The organism is Micromonospora desertarenae (assembly GCF_056150265.1).
Genome location: NZ_JAXCFQ010000004.1, coordinates 466,586 through 483,954 on the forward strand (window position 1 = coordinate 466,586; position 17,369 = coordinate 483,954).

The 17,369-nt window shown below is 74.3% G+C and carries 17 protein-coding genes and 1 riboswitch; of the genes, 12 read left to right on the forward strand and 5 right to left on the reverse strand.

Annotation, left to right across the window (positions count from 1 at the left end; all coding sequences use genetic code 11):
- Positions 1–173 precede the first annotated feature (173 nt).
- From SM577_RS10950 to SM577_RS10970, 5 genes are all read left to right on the forward strand, one after another.
- Positions 174–482 carry a WXG100 family type VII secretion target gene (locus SM577_RS10950; protein ID WP_167181107.1) on the forward strand — a complete coding sequence of 103 codons (309 nt, stop codon included), beginning with the start codon at positions 174–176 and terminating at the stop codon, positions 480–482.
- A gap of 28 nt (positions 483–510) precedes the next feature.
- Positions 511–789, forward strand: a complete 279-nt coding sequence (locus tag SM577_RS10955; protein ID WP_088997174.1) for a WXG100 family type VII secretion target — start codon at positions 511–513, stop codon at positions 787–789.
- 82 nt (positions 790–871) lie between these two features.
- Positions 872–2,356, forward strand: a complete 1,485-nt coding sequence (locus SM577_RS10960) for a S8 family serine peptidase (RefSeq protein WP_474582934.1) — start codon at positions 872–874, stop codon at positions 2,354–2,356.
- A 33-nt stretch (positions 2,357–2,389) separates the two neighbouring features.
- On the forward strand, positions 2,390–2,956 hold the full coding sequence (locus SM577_RS10965; protein WP_302918475.1) for a hypothetical protein: 567 nt from the start codon (positions 2,390–2,392) through the stop codon (positions 2,954–2,956).
- A gap of 15 nt (positions 2,957–2,971) precedes the next feature.
- Positions 2,972–4,276 carry a WXG100 family type VII secretion target gene (locus tag SM577_RS10970; RefSeq protein ID WP_302918474.1) on the forward strand — a complete coding sequence of 435 codons (1,305 nt, stop codon included), beginning with the start codon at positions 2,972–2,974 and terminating at the stop codon, positions 4,274–4,276.
- Positions 4,277–4,379: 103 nt separating this feature from the next.
- Here SM577_RS10970 and mycP read toward each other — a convergent pair whose 3' ends face one another.
- Entirely contained in the window at positions 4,380–5,627 is a 1,248-nt protein-coding gene (gene mycP / locus SM577_RS10975; protein WP_474586820.1) for a type VII secretion-associated serine protease mycosin, read from the reverse strand.
- A 262-nt stretch (positions 5,628–5,889) separates the two neighbouring features.
- Positions 5,890–6,231 carry a helix-turn-helix transcriptional regulator gene (locus tag SM577_RS10980; RefSeq protein ID WP_302918472.1) on the reverse strand — a complete coding sequence of 114 codons (342 nt, stop codon included), beginning with the start codon at positions 6,229–6,231 and terminating at the stop codon, positions 5,890–5,892.
- A 239-nt stretch (positions 6,232–6,470) separates the two neighbouring features.
- Between SM577_RS10980 and SM577_RS10985 the strand changes: the two genes are divergently transcribed.
- Positions 6,471–7,184, forward strand: coding sequence for a carbonic anhydrase (locus SM577_RS10985; protein WP_474586821.1), 714 nt, complete (start codon positions 6,471–6,473; stop codon positions 7,182–7,184).
- Between the two features lie 82 nt (positions 7,185–7,266).
- Here SM577_RS10985 and SM577_RS10990 read toward each other — a convergent pair whose 3' ends face one another.
- Both SM577_RS10990 and SM577_RS10995 read right to left on the reverse strand, forming a co-directional pair.
- Entirely contained in the window at positions 7,267–8,283 is a 1,017-nt protein-coding gene (locus SM577_RS10990; RefSeq protein WP_302918470.1) for a coiled-coil domain-containing protein, read from the reverse strand.
- Between the two features lie 4 nt (positions 8,284–8,287).
- Positions 8,288–8,418: riboswitch (cyclic di-AMP (ydaO/yuaA leader) on the reverse strand.
- Between the two features lie 166 nt (positions 8,419–8,584).
- The gene (locus SM577_RS10995; RefSeq protein WP_474586822.1) at positions 8,585–9,940 is read right to left on the reverse strand and encodes a YibE/F family protein; all 1,356 of its coding nucleotides are present in this window, start codon (positions 9,938–9,940) and stop codon (positions 8,585–8,587) included.
- A 465-nt stretch (positions 9,941–10,405) separates the two neighbouring features.
- Here SM577_RS10995 and SM577_RS11000 point away from each other — a divergent pair, with 465 nt between their 5' ends.
- The gene (locus SM577_RS11000) at positions 10,406–12,565 is read left to right on the forward strand and encodes a copper-translocating P-type ATPase (protein ID WP_474586823.1); all 2,160 of its coding nucleotides are present in this window, start codon (positions 10,406–10,408) and stop codon (positions 12,563–12,565) included.
- Here the strand turns inward: SM577_RS11000 and SM577_RS11005 are convergent.
- Entirely contained in the window at positions 12,549–12,845 is a 297-nt protein-coding gene (locus SM577_RS11005) for a metal-sensitive transcriptional regulator (RefSeq protein WP_088997186.1), read from the reverse strand. The genes SM577_RS11000 and SM577_RS11005 overlap by 17 nt on opposite strands.
- A 148-nt stretch (positions 12,846–12,993) precedes the next feature.
- On the opposite strand from SM577_RS11005, the gene SM577_RS11010 reads away from it, so the two are divergent.
- The 5 genes from SM577_RS11010 (at position 12,994) to SM577_RS11030 (ending at position 17,369) form a co-directional block, all read left to right on the forward strand.
- A complete protein-coding gene (locus SM577_RS11010) occupies positions 12,994–13,203 on the forward strand; it encodes a heavy-metal-associated domain-containing protein (protein WP_302918467.1) in 210 nt (69 codons plus the stop codon).
- Positions 13,204–13,237: 34 nt separating this feature from the next.
- Positions 13,238–14,233, forward strand: coding sequence for a hypothetical protein (locus SM577_RS11015; protein ID WP_302918465.1), 996 nt, complete (start codon positions 13,238–13,240; stop codon positions 14,231–14,233).
- 10 nt (positions 14,234–14,243) lie between these two features.
- Positions 14,244–16,499, forward strand: coding sequence for a heavy metal translocating P-type ATPase (locus SM577_RS11020; protein WP_474586824.1), 2,256 nt, complete (start codon positions 14,244–14,246; stop codon positions 16,497–16,499).
- Between the two features lie 158 nt (positions 16,500–16,657).
- Positions 16,658–16,831 (forward strand): CsbD family protein, encoded by a 174-nt coding sequence (locus tag SM577_RS11025; RefSeq protein ID WP_109899906.1) that lies wholly within the window; start codon positions 16,658–16,660, stop codon positions 16,829–16,831.
- A gap of 193 nt (positions 16,832–17,024) precedes the next feature.
- A complete protein-coding gene (locus tag SM577_RS11030; protein ID WP_302918463.1) occupies positions 17,025–17,369 on the forward strand; it encodes an ArsR/SmtB family transcription factor in 345 nt (114 codons plus the stop codon).

Below are 17,369 nucleotides of genomic sequence, written 5' to 3' on the forward strand. Positions count from 1 at the left end.
GGACGGCGCGCCGGATCGGTCGCGTTGGCGTCACAGTGGGCGAGACAGGGCTGCGCTCGCTGGACGCGGTCCGCTACGGTCTTCAGAGGAGTGTCCGTCGGTGGGGTGTTTGCCTTGCCGCGGGGGAGGGCGCGGCAGATCCGCCGCCACAAGGAGACGGAAGGGTGTGAAGCATGGCGTTCGAGGTCGAAGCAGCGACTCTGCATACCGCCGCGAGTGACGTGCGGTCCACGCGCAGCGAGGTCGACGGCGAGCTGAAGAAGCTGTGGAACGTGGTCGACGACCTGGCCATCGCCTGGAAGGGCCAGGCGTCCGCGGGCTTCCAGCAGCTCATGCAGCGCTGGAACGAGGACACGGCCAAGCTGCTGACGGCGATGGACAACATCGCCGACCTGCTCGACAAGTCGGGTACGACGCACCAGGTCAACGACGAAGAGCAGCAGCAGATGCTGGACAAGTTCCACTCTGCACTCAACCCGTGATCCGCCGAGACGAGCAGGGGAGGAACCGATGAGCATCAAGGTTGATTACGCAGTCCTGGAGAGCAGCAACCAGCAGATGCTGGCCATCTCGCGGACGATCGACGAGAAGCTGGACACGCTGCGGTCGATGCTGAGCAAGCTCCAGTGGGACGGCCAGGACCGGGCCGCCTACGAGCAGCACCAGGCGCAGTGGGACGCCGCCGTTCGGGACATCAACAAGATCCTGAACGACATCGGTGGCGCGGTGGGCATCGCCCGCGAGAACTACGTCAACACCGAGATGAGCAACGCCAAGGTGTGGGGCTGAGCGACCATCGACGCGGCTCCGGTCCGGTTCGACCGGGCCGGAGCCGCGGCGCGTTACCAGCCGTCGAGGTCCTGGGAGAGCGATGAACACGGAGCTGCGTCTCCGCCCACTGTGGAGGTCCGCCGTCGCGACGCTGGCGCTCGCCGCGCTGGCCGGGTCGGGAGCGCTCGCGGCCCCCGAACCGGCGCGCGCCGCCGACACGGTACGCGGCCTCCAGTGGTACCTCGACAGCTTGAAGATCCCCCAGGCCCACAAGGTCAGCAAGGGCCGCGGCGTGACGGTGGCCGTCATCGACGCCGGCGTCGACCCGAACGTTCCCGACCTGCGCGGCCAGGTGCTGCCCGGCAAGGGGTTCGGCGCCGACGCGACCGCCGACGGGCGCGGCACCGACGACAAGATCAGCCACGGCACCGGCATGGCCGGCCTGATCGCCGGCCGGGGCGGCGGCAGTATGCGCCAGCTCGGCATCGCCCCGGAGGCGAAGATCCTGCCGATCTCGCTCGGCAGCCGGACGGAGGCCGACGAGTTGGCCGCCGGCATCCGCTGGGCCGCCGACAACGGCGCCGACGTGATCAGCATGTCGCTCGGCGCCCGCGGCCGACCGGGCCCCGACGAGCAGGCCGCCGTCCGCTACGCCCTCGACAAGAACGTGGTGCTGGTCGCCTCGGCGGGCAACCGCGAGCAGGGCGACACCAGCGTCCTCAACCCGGCCAGCATTCCCGGCGTCATCGCCGTGACCGGGCTGGCCAAGAACGGCGACTTCTTCAGCGGCAGCGTGGCCGGGCCGGAGGCCGTGCTGGCCGCGCCGATGGAGGAGATCATCACTCCGCGGCCGACGTCGGTCTCGTCCAACGGCTACAGCGTCGGCAGCGGCACCAGCGAGTCGGCCGCGATCGTGGCGGGCGTGGTGGCCCTGGTGCGGGCGAAGCACCCCGACCTCGACGCCGCCAACGTGGTGAACCGGCTGATCCGCACCGCCCGCGACGAGGGCCCGTCCGGCCGCGACGAGCAGTACGGCTTCGGTTCCGTCGATCCGGTCGCCGCGCTGAGCAACACGGTGCCGGCCGTCACGGCGCATCCGCTGCTGTCCGGCGAGGGTGCCCCGGCGGGCGCCTCGGCCGGGCCGGCGGCCACCGGCGCGGAGGACGACGACCCGGCGGTCTCGATCAGCGTCACCAACAAGACCGGCGCGATCATCCAGGTGGCGCTCTGCCTCGCCGTACCGCTGGTGGTGCTGATCGTGGTGATCGTGCTGGTGCGCCGGTCCCGGCGCCGCGCGGCCACCACCCCGGCCGGGCCACCACCCGGCTTCCCGCCGCCCGGCGCGGCGCCGCACGGCTTCCCGCCGCCCGGCGCGCCCGGTGCGCCGCAGTTCGGCGCCCGCCCGCCCGGGCAGCCCGGCGGTCCGTACGTGCCACCGCAGGGCGCACCGGCTCCGGGCGGCTACCCGCCGCCCCCGGTGCCCGGTGGCTACCCTCCGCCGCCCGGAGCGGCGCCCGGCACCGCCTGGCCGCCGCCGGGCCCGGCCGGGCCACCCCCGCCCCCGCCGGGCGGGCACCAGCAGTAAGCCAGATCTTCAGTCGGCGACGGGGAGGAACCGATGACGAAGGACAGGACCGAGCAGCCGGACGACGTCCGGATCGACGTACCGAACGTACCGATCGGGCCGCCGCACATGGTGCCGCCGTTCGTGACGCTGGACGCCGTCACCATGGACAACGTCAACCGGGCCGAGGTGCCGTCCGGGCTGGTGCCGGGGTCGGACGACGCCGGCGCCAAGACCGAGTGGGACGCCTCCAGCCTGGAGAAGGCCAAGAAGTGGCTGGAGGAGACCGCCGACTTCATCCACAGCCAGTCGTACGAGATGGTGGAGATCTCCGACAAGATGGGCGGCACCGCGGCGGGGGCCGGTGGCGCCGGGATGGGCGGTGGCACCAGCCCGCTCGGCAGCTTCGACCGCGCCGGTGACCTGGCGCGCAAGCACAGCGGCCTGTTCACCAGCACCCAGCAGGGCATGCGTCAGCTCGCCCAGGATCTCTACAAGGCGGCGAACGCGTTGCAGAAGGTCAAGGAGAACTACGAGACGGCCGAGGGTGCCAACGCGATGTCGGCGGCGGAGATGCAGAACGCCTTCAACACCGCGTCCAGCAACCGGGGCAAGGCGTAAACGGGGAGGGTGGCCGTGCCGAGCTGGGAAGAGATGTGCAAGCAGATCGTCATCGACGGTCGACCGGGCGACGTGGCCAGCGCCGCGCTCGGCTGGGAGCAGCTGCTGAAGAACCTGACCACGGTCAAGGAGAGCCTGGAGACCAACGTCAAGGACCTGGGCGAGGTGTGGAAGGGGCCGGCGTACGAGGCCTTCAAGACCCACATCACCGGGCTCGCCAAGCGGGCCGGTCAGCTCGTCGAGGACGCCGAGAACCACAACGGCATCGTCCGGTCGCTGAACGACGCCGCTGACAAGCTCACCGCCGCGCAGCGGGAGTTCCCGATCCCGGCCAGCTGCGTCAACGACGTCCTCGAGGCCCGCAACGGCCGGCTGGTGATCGACACCGGCTTCTTCGAGATGAAGGTGAAGCCGGACTTCCTCGGCTTCCTCGACCCGATCACCTCGCTCGCCGACTGGATCAACGACAAGTCCGAGGAAGCGGCGAAGGTCTACAACCAGGTCAGTGGCGACTACACCACGATCGACTCGGGCACTCCGGGCCAGACCGGCCCGTTCACCTCGACCGACCCGACGGTCACCACGCCGAATCTGGATGGCGGCCCCGGCGCCGGCAAAACCGGCAGCGTGCCGGGCCTCGGCGGCTCGCCGTCGACCGGCGGCATCGGTGGCAGCCCGTCGCTGAGCGCCAGCGGCATGCCCGACACCGGCTCGCCGGGGATCGGTTCCGGCGCGCACCCCGACCTCTCCGGCGGGTACGGCTCCGGGGGCGCCGGGAGCTACCCCGGCTCCGGCAGCCTCGCCGACGACTACGGCAGCGGGCTGGCGGGTGCCGGTGGCGGTGGCGCTCCCGGCCTCGGTGGTGGCGGCCTGGGCGGCGGCCTGCCCGGCACGTCCGGCCTCGGCGCGGGCGGCGGCGGCCTGGGCGGCGGCGGCGCCGGCCTGGCCGGCGGCGGCATGATCCCGGGCGGCGGTGCGCTCGGCCGTCCGGTCGCGGCCGGCATGCCGCCGATGATGGGCGGCGGCGCGGGTGGCGCCGGCCGGGGCGGTGGCCGCGGTGGTCGGCTCGCCGGCGGTATGGCGCCCGCCATGGGCGGCGGCATGGCCGGCGGCGCGCGCGGCGGCGGTCGGGCCGGTGCCGCCGGCGCGGCCGGTGCGGGCGCGCGCGGCGCGGGCGTCCGGGGCGGCGGGGTCGCCGGAATGGGCGGCGCCGGCGGTGCCGGTTACGGCGAGGAAGAGGCCCCGCGCAACAGTTGGCTGGAAGAGGACGAGGACGTCTGGGGCGCGGACGGCGACGGCGCGCCCGGCGTGCTGCGCTGACCTCCACCCGAGCGCCGTCCACCGCCCCCCGGCGGCTGGGCGGCGCTCGGCGTTTCGGGACGGGCCGGCGATCCGGGCCGGCAGCCGGGCGGCTGGCGGAGCGTCAGCCGGTCGCGGCCGGGTCGGCGCCGGCCGGCCGACGGCCCGGGCGCCAGCCGCGGCGCCGGCCGCGGACCAGGATCGGCTTCACCGCGAGCAGCACGGCGGCCAGCAGCGCCCCGATCGCGGCGACCCAGATCGCCACCGTGCGTTGCCAGCCGAGCGGATCGTCGGTGGGCGGCGGAGCCGGCAGCGCGCCGGGCGGCGGGTCGCTCCGGGTGCCCAGCAGGCTCGCCACCGCCCGGTACGGGTTGACCACCCCGTAGCCCACCTGGGCGTTGTGGCCGTCCGGCGGGCTGTCCGCGGTGCGGATCAGCCGCTCGGTGACCTGCTCCGGGGTCAGGTCCGGGTAGGCGGCGCGGACCAGCGCGGCGGCCCCCGAGACGTACGCGGCGGCGAAGCTGGTGCCGCCCTGCGGCTCGGCCAGCCAGCCCTCACCGCCCGGAGCCGGGCCGATGATGTTCAGCCCCGGGGCGGCGATGTCGACGTAGTCGCCGCTCACCGAACTGCCCACGTGGGCGCCCTGCTCGTCCACCCCGGCCACCGCGATGACCCCGGGATACGCGGCCGGGTATGCCGGCAGATCCTGCTGCTGCTCCTGCCGGTTGCCGGCGGCGGCCACCACGACGACCTTCTTGTCCAGGGCGTACTCGATGGCCTGGGCCAGTTCGGGCCGGGGCAGCGTCACCAACGACAGGTTCACCACGTCGGCGCCGTTGTCCACCGCCCACCGGATCGCCTGGGCGATCTGCCCGGGCAGGGCCTCGTCGTTGGTCTGCCGGGTGTCCGGCAGCACCCGCACCGGAAGGATCCGCGCCTGCGGCGCGATGCCGCTGAACGGCTGCCCGGTGCCGTCGCGGCCGGCGATGATGCCGGCCACCATCGTGCCGTGTCCGGCCAGGTCGCACTGGCCCTGCTGCTGCGCCAGCCCGTTGAAGTCCCGGCCCTGGCGGACCTGTCCCTTGAGGACGGGGTGGATGGCCGAGACGCCCGAGTCGATGACCGCGACCGTGACGCCGGCGCCGCGGGACAGCCGCCAGGCCGACGACGGCTCCAGCCGCCGCAGCGGCCAGGGCAGCCCGGCGGGGGCGGCCTGCCCGGCCGGACCGCAGCGCGGCGCCGCGGCGGCCGGAGCCGGCGGTACGACCAGGGTGGCGAGCAGCGCCGCGGCCGCTCCACTGAGGAGGGCGCGGACCGCGCGCCCGGTACGGCGGACCGGCGCTGTCCCATCCGGTCGGAAGCTCTCGCGCACGGGCTGAGACTACCGCCGCGCCGCCCGTGGTGCGGTGACGGGAGCACCCCGGTACCGCCGATCCGGGAAACCCGGTGCCGGCGGGCCGGTGCCGGGCCGGGCAGGCGGCGTCAGGGGCGGTCGGCGCCGCCGGCCGGGCAGGCGGTGGTCAGGGGTGGTCGGCGCCGCCGGCCGGGCAGGCGGTGCTCAGGGGTGGTCGGCGCCGCCGGCCGGGCAGGCGGTGCTCAGGGGTGGTCGGCGCCGCCGGCCGGGCAGGCGGTGGTCAGGGATGGTCGGCGCCGCCGGCCACCGGTTCCTCGGTGAAGAGCGCCAGCAGGGCACCGACCTGACGGTCGGCCTCGGCCGGGTGGCGGAACCGCCCGGCCGGGTTGAGGGTGTACTCGTTGCGCCGACCCACCCGGGTGCGGTGCAGGTAGCCGCCCGCCTCCAGGTCGGCGACGATCGCCTGGGCGGCCCGCTCGGTGACGCCCACCTCGTCGGCGACGTCACGCAGCCGGGCGGTGGGGTTGCGGGCGATGGCGAGCAGCACGTGCCCGTGGTTGGTGAGGAACGTCCAGTTCCGGCCGCTCCCGTTCTCGCCACTCGTGGTCGCCATGCCCGCCATGGTATTTCCCGCGGCGTCGATCCACCGGGCACGCCCTCGCCCGGCCAGCGCCGGGCCGCTGACGTCGCCGGGGGTGCTCCGACGGGGTCGCCGGCCGCGCGCAAGCGTTCTGGAATACATGAAATGCATATCACGCATATCTTGACGTATCTTTCGCTCAGTGTGACCGTGGTGGCAGCCCGCGTCCGCCGTCGGCCGGGATTGCCCAGGTCAGGTACGTCGAGGGACGAGGTGAGGGGATGAGCAGCCCCGGTTCGCCCGGCGCCCAGCCGGGTCCGTCACGGGAGTCCGTGCCGGCGGTCGCGCCGGCCACTCCGGCGCAGGCGCTGGCCGAGTTGTCGGCCGGCAACCGGAGATTCGTCACCGGTGTCCCGCGCCATCCCAACCAGGACGCCGGGCACCGCGCGGCGGTCGCCGACGGGCAGCACCCCTTCGCGGTGATCGTGGGCTGCTCCGATTCCCGGCTGGCCGCCGAGATCATCTTCGACCGGGGCCTGGGCGACCTCTTCGTGGTTCGGACCGCCGGGCACACCACCGGCCCCGAGGTGCTGGGCAGCGTCGAGTACGCGGTGACCGTGCTCGGCACGCCGCTGGTGGTCGTGCTCGGGCACGACTCGTGCGGTGCGGTGCAGGCGGCGAAGACGGCGGTGGAGACCGACACCTCCCCGGCCGGTCACCTGCGGGCGGTGGTGGACGCCATGATGCCCAGCCTGCGGCGGGCCGCGGCCGAGGGGGTGACCGACGTGAACGGGATCGTCGACATCCACATCGCGCACACCGTCGAGGCGATGCTGGACGGCTCGCCAGTACTGGCCGCCGAGGTGGCCGCCGGGCGTTGCGCGGTGGTCGGGATGTCGTACCGGCTGGCCGCCGGCGAGGTGCGGACGGTGGCCGCGGTGCCGGCCGGCGACCTGGCCGGCGCGGCGGCGGACCAGACCGCGGCCATCGCCTGAGCGCATCCCGAGGTAGCGCCGGAAACGCCGCGAGGGCCGTCCCACCGGGAACGGCCCTCGCTTCGCGTGGTCTCGGCTGTCGCTACAGCAGCGAGACGTGCACGTGGTCGGTGTGGTTCGACGGCCCGCTGTACGACTTCCAGCCGGTGGCCGGGAACCAGATCTGCCGGTTCCAGATCACGTAGTAGATGCCCAGCCGGTCGGCGTTCCGGATCAGGAACGCGGCGAGGTTGTTGCCGTACATCCGGGTGTCCCGGTTGTGCCAGGGGGAGAAGCCGCTCTTCTGCAGCGACCAGTCGCAGGCCCGGCCCTTCGGGTGCTCCCACGGGCCACCGGGGCGGTAGCAGCCGACGAACCGGTTGAAGCCGGCCCGCTTGACCTCCTTGTACATGTGCAAGGTCCGAGGCGTCACGCAGCCGGAGGTGGTCGGGTCGTTCTCGCTGCACGACTCGGCCTTCCAGTCGCCGTCGGCGGTGCGGCCCGGGGCGATCCGGGCGACCGGCGAGGTGGCCGACACCAGGCCGCCGGTGAAGCCCATCCCGCCGACCAGCGCCAGCGCCTTCTCCGCGTCGCGCTTGTTCTTGGCCATCAGGTTGGTCTGCTTCTGCTGCTCGCGGATCTCCGCCTCGAGCGCCAGCTTCGCCTGCTCGGCGCGGGTCTTCACCTCGTTGATCTCGGCGAGCTTCTTGGCGTTGACCATGTTCAGCTCGTCCAGGGCGGTGGCCCGCTTGACGAACGTGTCGGGGTTGTTGGCCTCCAGCAGCATGGCCACCGCGCCGATGCGTCCCGTCCGGTACGACTGGGTGGCGAGCTGGCTGACCTGTGGCGCGAGGGCGTCCAGCTCGGCCTGGGCCCGGTCGACCTCCAGCGCGAGTTCCAGCTGGCGCTTCTTGGACTTCTCCAGCCGGGACTTCGCCTGCGAGTAGTTCCGGTTGGTCGACTCGATCACATCCGTGATCAGCTTCGAGTCGCCGTCCTCGTGTCCCGAGGGCTTGGGGGTGTTGGGTGCGGCCGACGCCGGGAGGGGTCCGGCGAGCACGGCCAAGGCGGCGAACACGGCCACCACAGGTGTCAACCAGCGGCGTAGGGGTGCCGTCACAGTGTTCCCTTCCGTCGACCGCCGACCGGGTTAGCTGACGGGTTCGGGGCGGAAGTGGCCCCTACCGCTGTCGCGGACTCACCCCACGTACCTGGGTCCCCGGCTCGCCTGGCGGCGATTGGGCGGCGGCACCGCAGGCGCCGCTGCGCGCCTTCGGCGGTGACCGGCAGCGAGGTTACCCGAGAGGCCACCGGTGGATCTACGTCCCTAAGCCGACTAAATGCGTCATTTCGTAATGGCGGAGGGTGATCAGTGACGCGTTTATCAAGCTCGCCGGCCTGGACGGTCACACTGCGGAGTCTCACCATGCGGCGTCCGTGCTCCTGTCCGGATCGGGCCACCCGGTGGAGGTGGCGGGGGACGTGTTTCCGGCGCGCGGCGCGGTGAGCGCCCGCAGCGCCTCGGCCCGGTCCGTGGCCGGCCGGGAACCTTCAGGGGTACGCGCCGGCGCGTCGCTGTCGCCGTCGCCGGTACGGGCGGTGGCCCGGCCGGCCGTGGTCACCAGCGCGGCCAGCGCGGTGGTCAGCGGCACGGCGGCGATCAGCCCGAGCGTGGCGACCGCGCTGCGGACGATCTCCTGGGCGAGGAACTCGCTGGTCAGGATCTGGGTCACCGACCGCGAATCCGCGGTGAGCAGGAGCAGCAGCGGCAGCGAGGCGCCCGCGTACGCCAGCACGATGGTGTTCACCGTCGACGCGATGTGCGCCCGGCCGACCCGGGTCGCCGCGCGGTAGAGCTGGAGTCGGGACAGGCCGGGGTTGGCGTGCGCCAGTTCGGTCACCGTGGCGGCCTGGGTCACCGTGACGTCGTCGAGCACGCCGAGCGAGCCGATGATGATCCCGGCCAGCAGCAGTCCGTGCAGGTCGACGTCGGCCTGGAACATCGACAGCGTGGTGGCGTCCTCGGAGCCGTAGCCGGTGAGGTGGGTGGCGGCGGTGGCGAGGGTGCCCAGGACCCCGGTGAGCACCAGGCTGCCGAGCGTGCCGAGCACCGCCACGGAGGTCTGCGCGGTCACCCCGTGGGTCAGGTACAGCACCACGAACATGATCAGTGCGGCGCCGACGATCGCGACCAGCAGGGGCGACCCGCCGCCGCTGATCCCCGGCAGCACGAAGGCGAGCAGGATCGCGAAGCTGGCCGCCAGGCCGGCCAGTGCGGCCAGCCCGCGCCACCGGCCGAACGCCACGATGGCCGCGGCGAAGAGCACGACCAGCCAGACCAGCGGCTTGCCGCGCTGGTGCTCGGCGATGTTGTAGCTGCTCGCCGTCGGGTCGGCCGGGTCGGTCAGCTCGACCAGGATGATCTCGTCGCCCACCGTGACCGTCGGTGCGCCCGGACCGGTCGGCACCGGCGTCTGCACCTCCTGGCCGGCGTCCGGACCGTCGGCCACCTTGACGGTGACCGTGCCGCACGGTCCCTCGGCGCCGCCCCCCTCCGGCGTCTCCGGGGTCGGCGGACAGGACTCGGTCACCACGCGGGTCACCGTGCCGTGGTAGCGGGGCGGGTCGGTGGCCTGGTCGACCCCGGGGGTGTCGCGGGGCCAGAGCAGCAGGGCGGCGACCACGGTGAGCACGACGAGCGGGACCACCGTCGCGACGAGGATCCGCCGCACCCGGGGCGGGGTGGACGGAGCGGGACGGTTGTGGTCGGCGCCCATTGAGTGTCTCCCAACGAATCCGGGGCGTGGTACGTGTCGGCGGGCCGGTCGGTTCAGTGGCCCCCTCGGGCCGGCCGGAATAGTGGGTGGGATCGACCGAGGGTGGCGACGCGACCACGTACCGTCGGCCCGGCGGCCGGCCGGCCGGGTGACGCCGGTGCCCGGCGGCGGGTCGGCTGGTGCGCGATCCGAAGGGCCATCGTGCCGAATCGTAGCCATCCCGGCATCCGGACGCTGGTCGCGCGGGGTGGTGTCGGGCACCGGACCCGGCGCTCGGCCCGCGGGCGGGGGTGTCGGGACCCCACGGTCGGCCCGCGGGCGGGCTCGGTCGGTTACCGGACCCGGCGGTCGGCCCGCGGGTGGGGGTGGGTCGGGACGCGGCGGTCGGCCCGCGGCCGGGGTTCGTCGGGACCGGACCCGGCGGTTGGCCCGCGCGGGCGACCCCCGGTCGGGGATGTTGGGGGCATGGCTGAGCAGACCCCGCCCCACGGCGGCGGGCGGGAGGAGCACGACGAGCACGCCGGCGGGCACGGCGGGCAGGGCGGGCACGCTGGCGGGCACGGCGGGCACGGCGGCGGGCACGGGGGGCACGACAAGCACGCCGGGCACGACCCGGAGATGTTCCGCCGCCGGTTCTGGCTCTGCCTGCTGCTCACCCTGCCGGTGGTGGCCACCAGCCACCTGCTGATGGACTGGCTGGGCTACTCGCTGGACTTCCCCGGCCGGTCCTGGGTGGGCCCGGTGCTCGGCTCGGTGGTCTTCTGGTGGGGCGGCTGGCCGTTCCTGGTCGGCGCCGTGCGGGAGGTGCGCGATCGGGCGCCGGGGATGATGCTGCTGGTCGCCATGGCGATCACGGTCGCCTACGCCGCCTCGCTGGCGACCAGCCTGGGCGCCTTCGACCTGGATTTCTGGTGGGAGCTGGCCGCCCTGGTCACCATCATGCTGCTCGGGCACTGGCAGGAGATGAAGGCGATCGGGCAGGCGCGCGGCGCCCTCGCCGCGTTGGCCGCGCTGCTGCCCGACGACGCCGAGCGGGTCGCCGGGGACGGGCGGCTGGAGCGGGTTCCGGTGGCCGAGCTGCGGGTCGGCGACGTGCTGCTGGTCCGGCCCGGCGGCCGGGTGCCGGCGGACGGCCGGGTGGTGGAGGGCGCCGCCGAACTGGACGAGTCGATGATCACCGGGGAGTCCCGGCCGGTGCCCCGGTCGGCCGGCGACCGGGTGGTGGCCGGGACCGTGGCCACCGACTCCGCGGTGCGGGTCCGGGTCGAGGCGCTCGGCGAGGAGACCACGCTCGCCGGCATCCAGCGGATGGTCGCCCAGGCCCAGCAGTCCAGCGGGCGGGCGCAGGTGCTGGCCGACCGGTTCGCCGCCGGGCTGTTCTACGTCGCCACCGCCACCGCGGTGGTCACCGTGCTGGCCTGGACCGGGCTCGGTGACGCCGACGAGGCGGTGGTCCGGACCGTCACGGTGCTGGTGATCGCCTGCCCGCACGCGCTGGGGCTGGCCATCCCGCTGGTGATCGCGCTCTCCACCGGGCTGGCCGCGAGGTCCGGCATCCTGGTCAAGGACCGGCTCGCGCTGGAGCGGATGCGCACCGTCGACGCGGTGCTGTTCGACAAGACCGGCACGCTGACCCGGGGCGAACACGTGCTCACCGACCGGGCGTCGGCGCCCGGCTCGGACCCCGACGACCTGCTGCGGGTCGCCGCCGGGGTGGAGTCCGACAGCGAGCACCCGCTGGCCCGGGCGATCGTCGCCGCGGCCGGCCCGGGCGGTGGCCCGGCCCCGGCCACCGGGTTCCGCTCCCTGCCGGGCCGCGGCGTCCAGGCCACCGTCGCCGGGCGGGAGTACGCCGTCGGCGGGCCGGCACTGCTGCGTGAGCTGGGCGTACGGCTGCCGGCCGAGCTGGCGACGGCGACCGAGCGGTGGTCCGCCCGGGGCGCGGCGGTGCTCTACCTGGTGCGGCTGCCGGACGCCGCGCTCGGGGCCTTCGCCCTCACCGACGAGGTGCGCCCCGAGGCGCGGGAGGCGATCGCCGAGCTGCGCGCCCAGGGCGTCCGGACGATCGCCATGATCACCGGAGACGCCCGGCCGGTGGCCGAGGCGGTCGCCGCCGACCTCGGCTTCACCCCCGGCGTCGACGAGGTCTTCGCCGAGGTGCTGCCCGCCGACAAGGACGGCAAGGTGACCGAGTTGCAGCGGCGCGGGCTGACCGTGGCGATGGTCGGTGACGGGGTGAACGACGCCCCGGCGCTGGCCCGGGCCGACGTCGGGATCGCGATCGGGGCGGGCACCGACGTGGCGATCGAGTCGGCCGGGGTGGTGCTCGCCTCGTCCGACCCGCGCGGGGTGACCGGTGTGATCCGGCTCTCCCGCGCGTCGTACCGGAAGATGCTGCAGAACCTGGCCTGGGCGGCCGGCTACAACGTGGTGGCGCTGCCGCTGGCCGCCGGGGTGCTGGCCGGGGCGGGGCTGGCGCTGAGCCCGGCGCTGGCGGCGGTGCTGATGTCCGCCTCGACCATCGTGGTGGCGCTCAACGCCCAACTGCTGCGCCGGGTACGCCTCGGCCCGGTCGCCGGAGCCGGCCCCGTCGCCGGAACCGGACCGGTCAGCCGCGCTTCATGAGGCGGCCGACGGCGGCCATCATCTCGGTGGCCATCTCGTCGGCGCGGCCCTCGGCGGCGCCCTCGTGCATGCAGTGCCGGGCGTGCCCGTCGAGCAGCCCGAGGGCGACCTTGTCCAGGGCCGCCTGGATGGCGGAGATCTGGGTGAGCACGTCGATGCAGTAGCGGTCCTCGTCGACCATCTTCTCGATGCCGCGCACCTGCCCCTCGACGCGGCGCAGCCGCGCGAGCAGCTGGTCCTTGCTGGCGGTGTAGCCCCGGACGGGCGTGGGTGAGGTCATGAGCCCAAGGATAGCGTACCCCTGGGGGGTATGGTACGGTCCCTGTTGTCCGGGTACCCCCACCCGGTACCGGTAATGAAGGACGGCACGAGTCTGCCTCCTCCTTACCCCCCTGGGGTATATGGTGGAGGTGGCGAGAGGAGATCCGATGGTCACCACGACGTACCAGGTGCAGGGCATGACCTGCGGGCACTGCGTCAGCTCGGTCAGCGCCGAGGTGGGCGCCGTGCCGGGCGTCACCGACGTCCAGGTCGACCTGGCCACCGGCCAGGTCACCGTCACCAGTGAGCAGCCGTTGGACACCGAAGCCGTGCGGGCCGCGGTCGACGAGGCCGGTTACGACCTCGTCGGCGCGTGACCGGTCGGCGGTACAGGAAACCGAGGTAACCACGATGAACACGGCGACGAAGCTGAGCGGCTTCGCCCTCGGCCTCGCGGCGGTGTTCGGCGCGGCGTACGGGATCGGCCAGGTGGCCGGTCCCGTCGCCCCCGCCGCCGAGACCAGTCACGACGACAGCGGCGGCGGCCACGCGGGCGCCGACGGGGCCGGGCACGCCGACCCGGCGGGGCCGGCGGAACACCTCCCCGGTGGGCTGCTCGTCTCCGACCGCGGCTACACCCTGCAACGGGTCGCCGCCCCGGCGGACGAGTTCGCCTTCCGGGTCACCGGCCCGGACGGCCGGCCGGTCACCGGGTACGACGTGGCACACGACAAGCGGATGCACCTGATCGTGGCCCGCCGCGACCTCTCCGGCTTCCGGCACGTGCACCCGGAGATGGCGCCGGACGGCACCTGGCGGGTCGCCTCGCCGCTGGCCGGGCCGGGCGTCTGGCGGGCGTTCGCCGACTTCACGCCCACCGGCGCCGAGCCGCTGACGCTCGGCCTGGACGTGACAGTCCCCGGCGTGCTGGCCGAGACGCCGCTGCCGGCGCCGGCGACCAGCACCACCGTCGACGGCTACACCGTCACCCTCGCCGGCACCCCGCAGCCCGGCCGCACCGCCGAGCTGACCCTGACCGTGAGCCGCGACGGCGCGCCGGTCACCGACCTGGAGCCCTACCTGGGCGCGTACGGGCACCTGGTGGCGCTGCGCCAGGGCGACCTGGCGTACCTGCACGTGCACCCGGACGGCGCGCCCGGCGACGGGCGGACCCGCCCCGGCCCCGAGGTGAGCTTCTTCGCCGAGGTGCCGTCGGCCGGCGCCTACCGGCTCTACCTGGACTTCAAGCACGGCGGCACGGTGCACACCGCCGAGTTCACCGTCGTGGCCGGTGACCCCGGCGCGCCGGCCGGCGACGAGCCGGCCGCCCCCGCGCCCACCGGCACGAGCACACCCGCACCGACCGCCGGCGCCGACCACGGCACCCCCGGTCACGGGCACGACTGACGGGACCGTGATGACCACCACGAGCAAGCCCCTACCGATGGCACCGAACCGGATCGAGCTGGCGATCGGCGGGATGACCTGCGCGTCCTGCGCCGCCCGCATCGAGAAGAAGCTGAACCGGATGGACGGCGTCACCGCCACCGTCAACTACGCCACCGAGAAGGCCACCGTCCAGTACGCGGACGAGGTCACCCCGGCGGACCTGATCGCCACGGTGGAGAAGACCGGCTACACCGCCGCCGTGCCGCCCCCGCCCGCGCCGGCCGGTACCGAACCGGCCGCCGAGCCGGTGGACGAGCTGCGCGCCCTGCGGACCCGGCTCTGGGTCTCGGTCGTGCTGACCGTCCCGGTGATCCTGCTGGCCATGGTGCCGGCCTGGCAGTTCGACTACTGGCAGTGGCTGTCGCTGACCCTGGCCGCCCCGGTCGTGGTCTACGGCGGCCTGCCGTTCCACCGGGCGGCCTGGATCAACCTGCGGCACGGCGCGGCGACCATGGACACCCTGGTCTCGCTTGGCACCCTGGCCGCGTTCGGCTGGTCGGTCTGGGCGCTCTTCCTCGGCACCGCCGGCACGCCGGGGATGACCCACCCGTTCAGCTTCGACATCAGCCGTACCGACGGCGCCGGCAACATCTACCTGGAGGCGGCGGCCGGGGTGACCGTGTTCATCCTCGCCGGCCGCTACTTCGAGGCCCGCTCGAAGCGGACCGCCGGCGCCGCCCTGCGCGCCCTGCTGGAGCTCGGCGCCCGGGACGTCGCGGTGCTGCGCGGCGGCACCGAGACCCGGATCCCGGTGGACCAGCTCGCGGTGGGGGACCGGTTCGTGGTCCGCCCCGGCGAGAAGATCGCCACCGACGGCGTGGTCGACGAGGGCACCTCGGCCGTCGACGCCAGCATGCTGACCGGCGAGTCGGTGCCGGTCGAGGTCGGCCCGGGCGACACCGTGGTCGGCGCCACCATCAACGCGGGCGGACGGCTGGTGGTCACCGCCACCCGGATCGGCGGCGACACCCAGCTCGCCCAGATGGCCCGGCTGGTCGAGGAGGCGCAGACCGGCAAGGCGGCGGTGCAGCGGCTGGCCGACCGGATCTCCGGGTTCTTCGTCCCGGTGGTGATCGCGCTGGCCGCCGGCACGCTGGGCTGGTGGCTCGGCACGGGGGCCGGCCCGACCGCCGCGTTCACCGCCGCGGTGGCCGTGCTCATCATCGCCTGCCCGTGCGCGCTCGGGCTGGCCACGCCGACCGCGCTGCTGGTCGGCACCGGCCGGGGCGCCCAGCTCGGCATCCTGATCAAGGGCCCGGAGATCCTGGAGTCCACCCGCCGGGTCGACACCGTGGTGCTGGACAAGACCGGCACGGTCACCACCGGCCGGATGACCCTGGTGGACGTGCTGCCGGCGGCCGGCGAGGAGCGCGGGGAACTGCTCCGGCTGGCCGGAGCCCTTGAGACCGGCTCCGAGCACCCGATCGCCCGGGCGGTCGCCACCGGCGCCGCCGAGGCCGGGGCGCTGCCCCCGGTGACCGGCTTCGCCAACGTCGAGGGGCTCGGCGTGACCGGCACGGTCGAGGGCCGCGAGGTGCTCGTCGGCCGGCTCCGGCTGCTGCGCGAGCGCGGGTTCGACGTACCCGAGGAGGTCGAACGGGCGGCGAGCGCGGCGGAGGCCGCCGGTCGGACGGCCGTGCTGGCCGGCTGGGACGGGCGGGCCCGCGGGGTGCTCGCGGTGGCCGACGTGGTCAAGCCGACCAGCCGGGCCGCCGTCGCCGGGCTGCGCGCGCTCGGCCTGACCCCGGTGCTGCTGACCGGCGACAACGCCACGGTCGCCCGGGCGGTGGCCGCCGAGGTGGGCATCGACGAGGTGATCGCCGAGGTGCTGCCGGCCGACAAGGTGGACGTGGTGGCCCGGCTCCAGGCCGAGGGGAAGGTCGTGGCGATGGTCGGCGACGGGGTCAACGACGCCGCCGCGCTGGCCCGGGCCGACCTCGGGCTGGCCATGGGGACCGGCACGGACGTGGCGATCGAGGCGAGCGACCTGACCCTGGTCCGCGGCGACCTGACCGCCGCGGTCGACGCGATCCGGCTCTCCCGGCGCACCCTCGGCATCATCAAGGGCAACCTGTTCTGGGCCTTCGCCTACAACGTGGCAGCCCTGCCGCTGGCCGCCGCCGGGCTGCTCAACCCGATGATCGCCGGCGCCGCGATGGCCTTCTCCTCGGTCTTCGTGGTGGCCAACAGCCTCCGGCTGCGCGGCTTCCGCCCGGTGGCCTGACCGACGCGCGCCGCCGGCCCCGTACGCACGGGACCGGCGGCGTCGGCGTTCCCGCACGCCTGACCGGCGTGCAGCGTGATGGTCCGGAGGTCGACGGTTGACCGGTGAGGGCGTCGGGTACTTCACGGGACGTATCGGAACGCTGAGCGGAGGTTGACATGGGTGTCGAGGACAAGATCAACAACGCGACCGAGGACGCCGCCGGCAAGCTCAAGGAGGGCGCCGGCCGGGCCACCGACAACGAGCGGCTCGAGGCCGAGGGCCGCAACGACCAGGCGGCCGCCAACCTGAAGCAGGCCGGCGAGAAGGTCAAGGACGCGTTCAAGAGCTGAGTTCAGGTACGCCCGGGACCGCCGGGCCGGCGCCAGCCGGCCCGGCGGTCCCGTGTCGTCCGCCCGTCGGCCGCTCGCCCGGCGTTCCGATACGCGCCAGGGGATCCCCCCACTCGACCCTGACTTCCACCGTCCGGCGCTGACAGCGCCGCGCAGACCCGCTAACTTTCGTTGGCATGTGCAAGGGCGAGTCATGAGCGACTCCGCGACCCCCGGCGACGAGTTGGTGCGCGTGCTGGCCACCCTGGCCAACCCGCACCGCATGCGGGTGGTCGCCGTGCTGGCGCGGCGGCGGGCGTACGTCAGCCAACTCGCCCGCGAACTCGGCATCAGCCGGGCGCTGGTGCAGGTCCACCTGCGCAAGCTGGCGGCGGCCGGCCTGGTGTCGGCGCACCTGGAGTTGTCGGAGGACGGGAAGGCGATGAAGTACTACGAGGTGCGGCCGTTCGTCTTCACGCTCACCCCGGCCGCCATCGCGACGGCCGCCGACACCCTGACCGCCGGGTCGGACGCCCGGCCGGACGAGGAAGAGAGCTGA

What these genes read in the sequence shown, in the direction of transcription:
- SM577_RS11000 (WP_474586823.1), top strand. Translation starts at nt 10,406, where the DNA reads ATGGCTGAGCAGACCCCGCCCCACGGCGGCGGGCGGGAGGAGCACGAC.
- SM577_RS11020 (WP_474586824.1), top strand. Translation starts at nt 14,244, where the DNA reads ATGACCACCACGAGCAAGCCCCTACCGATGGCACCGAACCGGATCGAG.
- SM577_RS11030 (WP_302918463.1), top strand. Translation starts at nt 17,025, where the DNA reads ATGAGCGACTCCGCGACCCCCGGCGACGAGTTGGTGCGCGTGCTGGCC.
- SM577_RS11015 (WP_302918465.1), top strand. Translation starts at nt 13,238, where the DNA reads ATGAACACGGCGACGAAGCTGAGCGGCTTCGCCCTCGGCCTCGCGGCG.
- SM577_RS11025 (WP_109899906.1), top strand. Translation starts at nt 16,658, where the DNA reads ATGGGTGTCGAGGACAAGATCAACAACGCGACCGAGGACGCCGCCGGC.
- SM577_RS10980 (WP_302918472.1), bottom strand. Translation starts at nt 6,231, where the DNA reads ATGGCGGGCATGGCGACCACGAGTGGCGAGAACGGGAGCGGCCGGAAC.
- SM577_RS10995 (WP_474586822.1), bottom strand. Translation starts at nt 9,940, where the DNA reads ATGGGCGCCGACCACAACCGTCCCGCTCCGTCCACCCCGCCCCGGGTG.
- SM577_RS11005 (WP_088997186.1), bottom strand. Translation starts at nt 12,845, where the DNA reads ATGACCTCACCCACGCCCGTCCGGGGCTACACCGCCAGCAAGGACCAG.
- SM577_RS10985 (WP_474586821.1), top strand. Translation starts at nt 6,471, where the DNA reads ATGAGCAGCCCCGGTTCGCCCGGCGCCCAGCCGGGTCCGTCACGGGAG.
- SM577_RS10950 (WP_167181107.1), top strand. Translation starts at nt 174, where the DNA reads ATGGCGTTCGAGGTCGAAGCAGCGACTCTGCATACCGCCGCGAGTGAC.
- SM577_RS10955 (WP_088997174.1), top strand. Translation starts at nt 511, where the DNA reads ATGAGCATCAAGGTTGATTACGCAGTCCTGGAGAGCAGCAACCAGCAG.
- SM577_RS10965 (WP_302918475.1), top strand. Translation starts at nt 2,390, where the DNA reads ATGACGAAGGACAGGACCGAGCAGCCGGACGACGTCCGGATCGACGTA.
- SM577_RS10960 (WP_474582934.1), top strand. Translation starts at nt 872, where the DNA reads ATGAACACGGAGCTGCGTCTCCGCCCACTGTGGAGGTCCGCCGTCGCG.
- SM577_RS11010 (WP_302918467.1), top strand. Translation starts at nt 12,994, where the DNA reads ATGGTCACCACGACGTACCAGGTGCAGGGCATGACCTGCGGGCACTGC.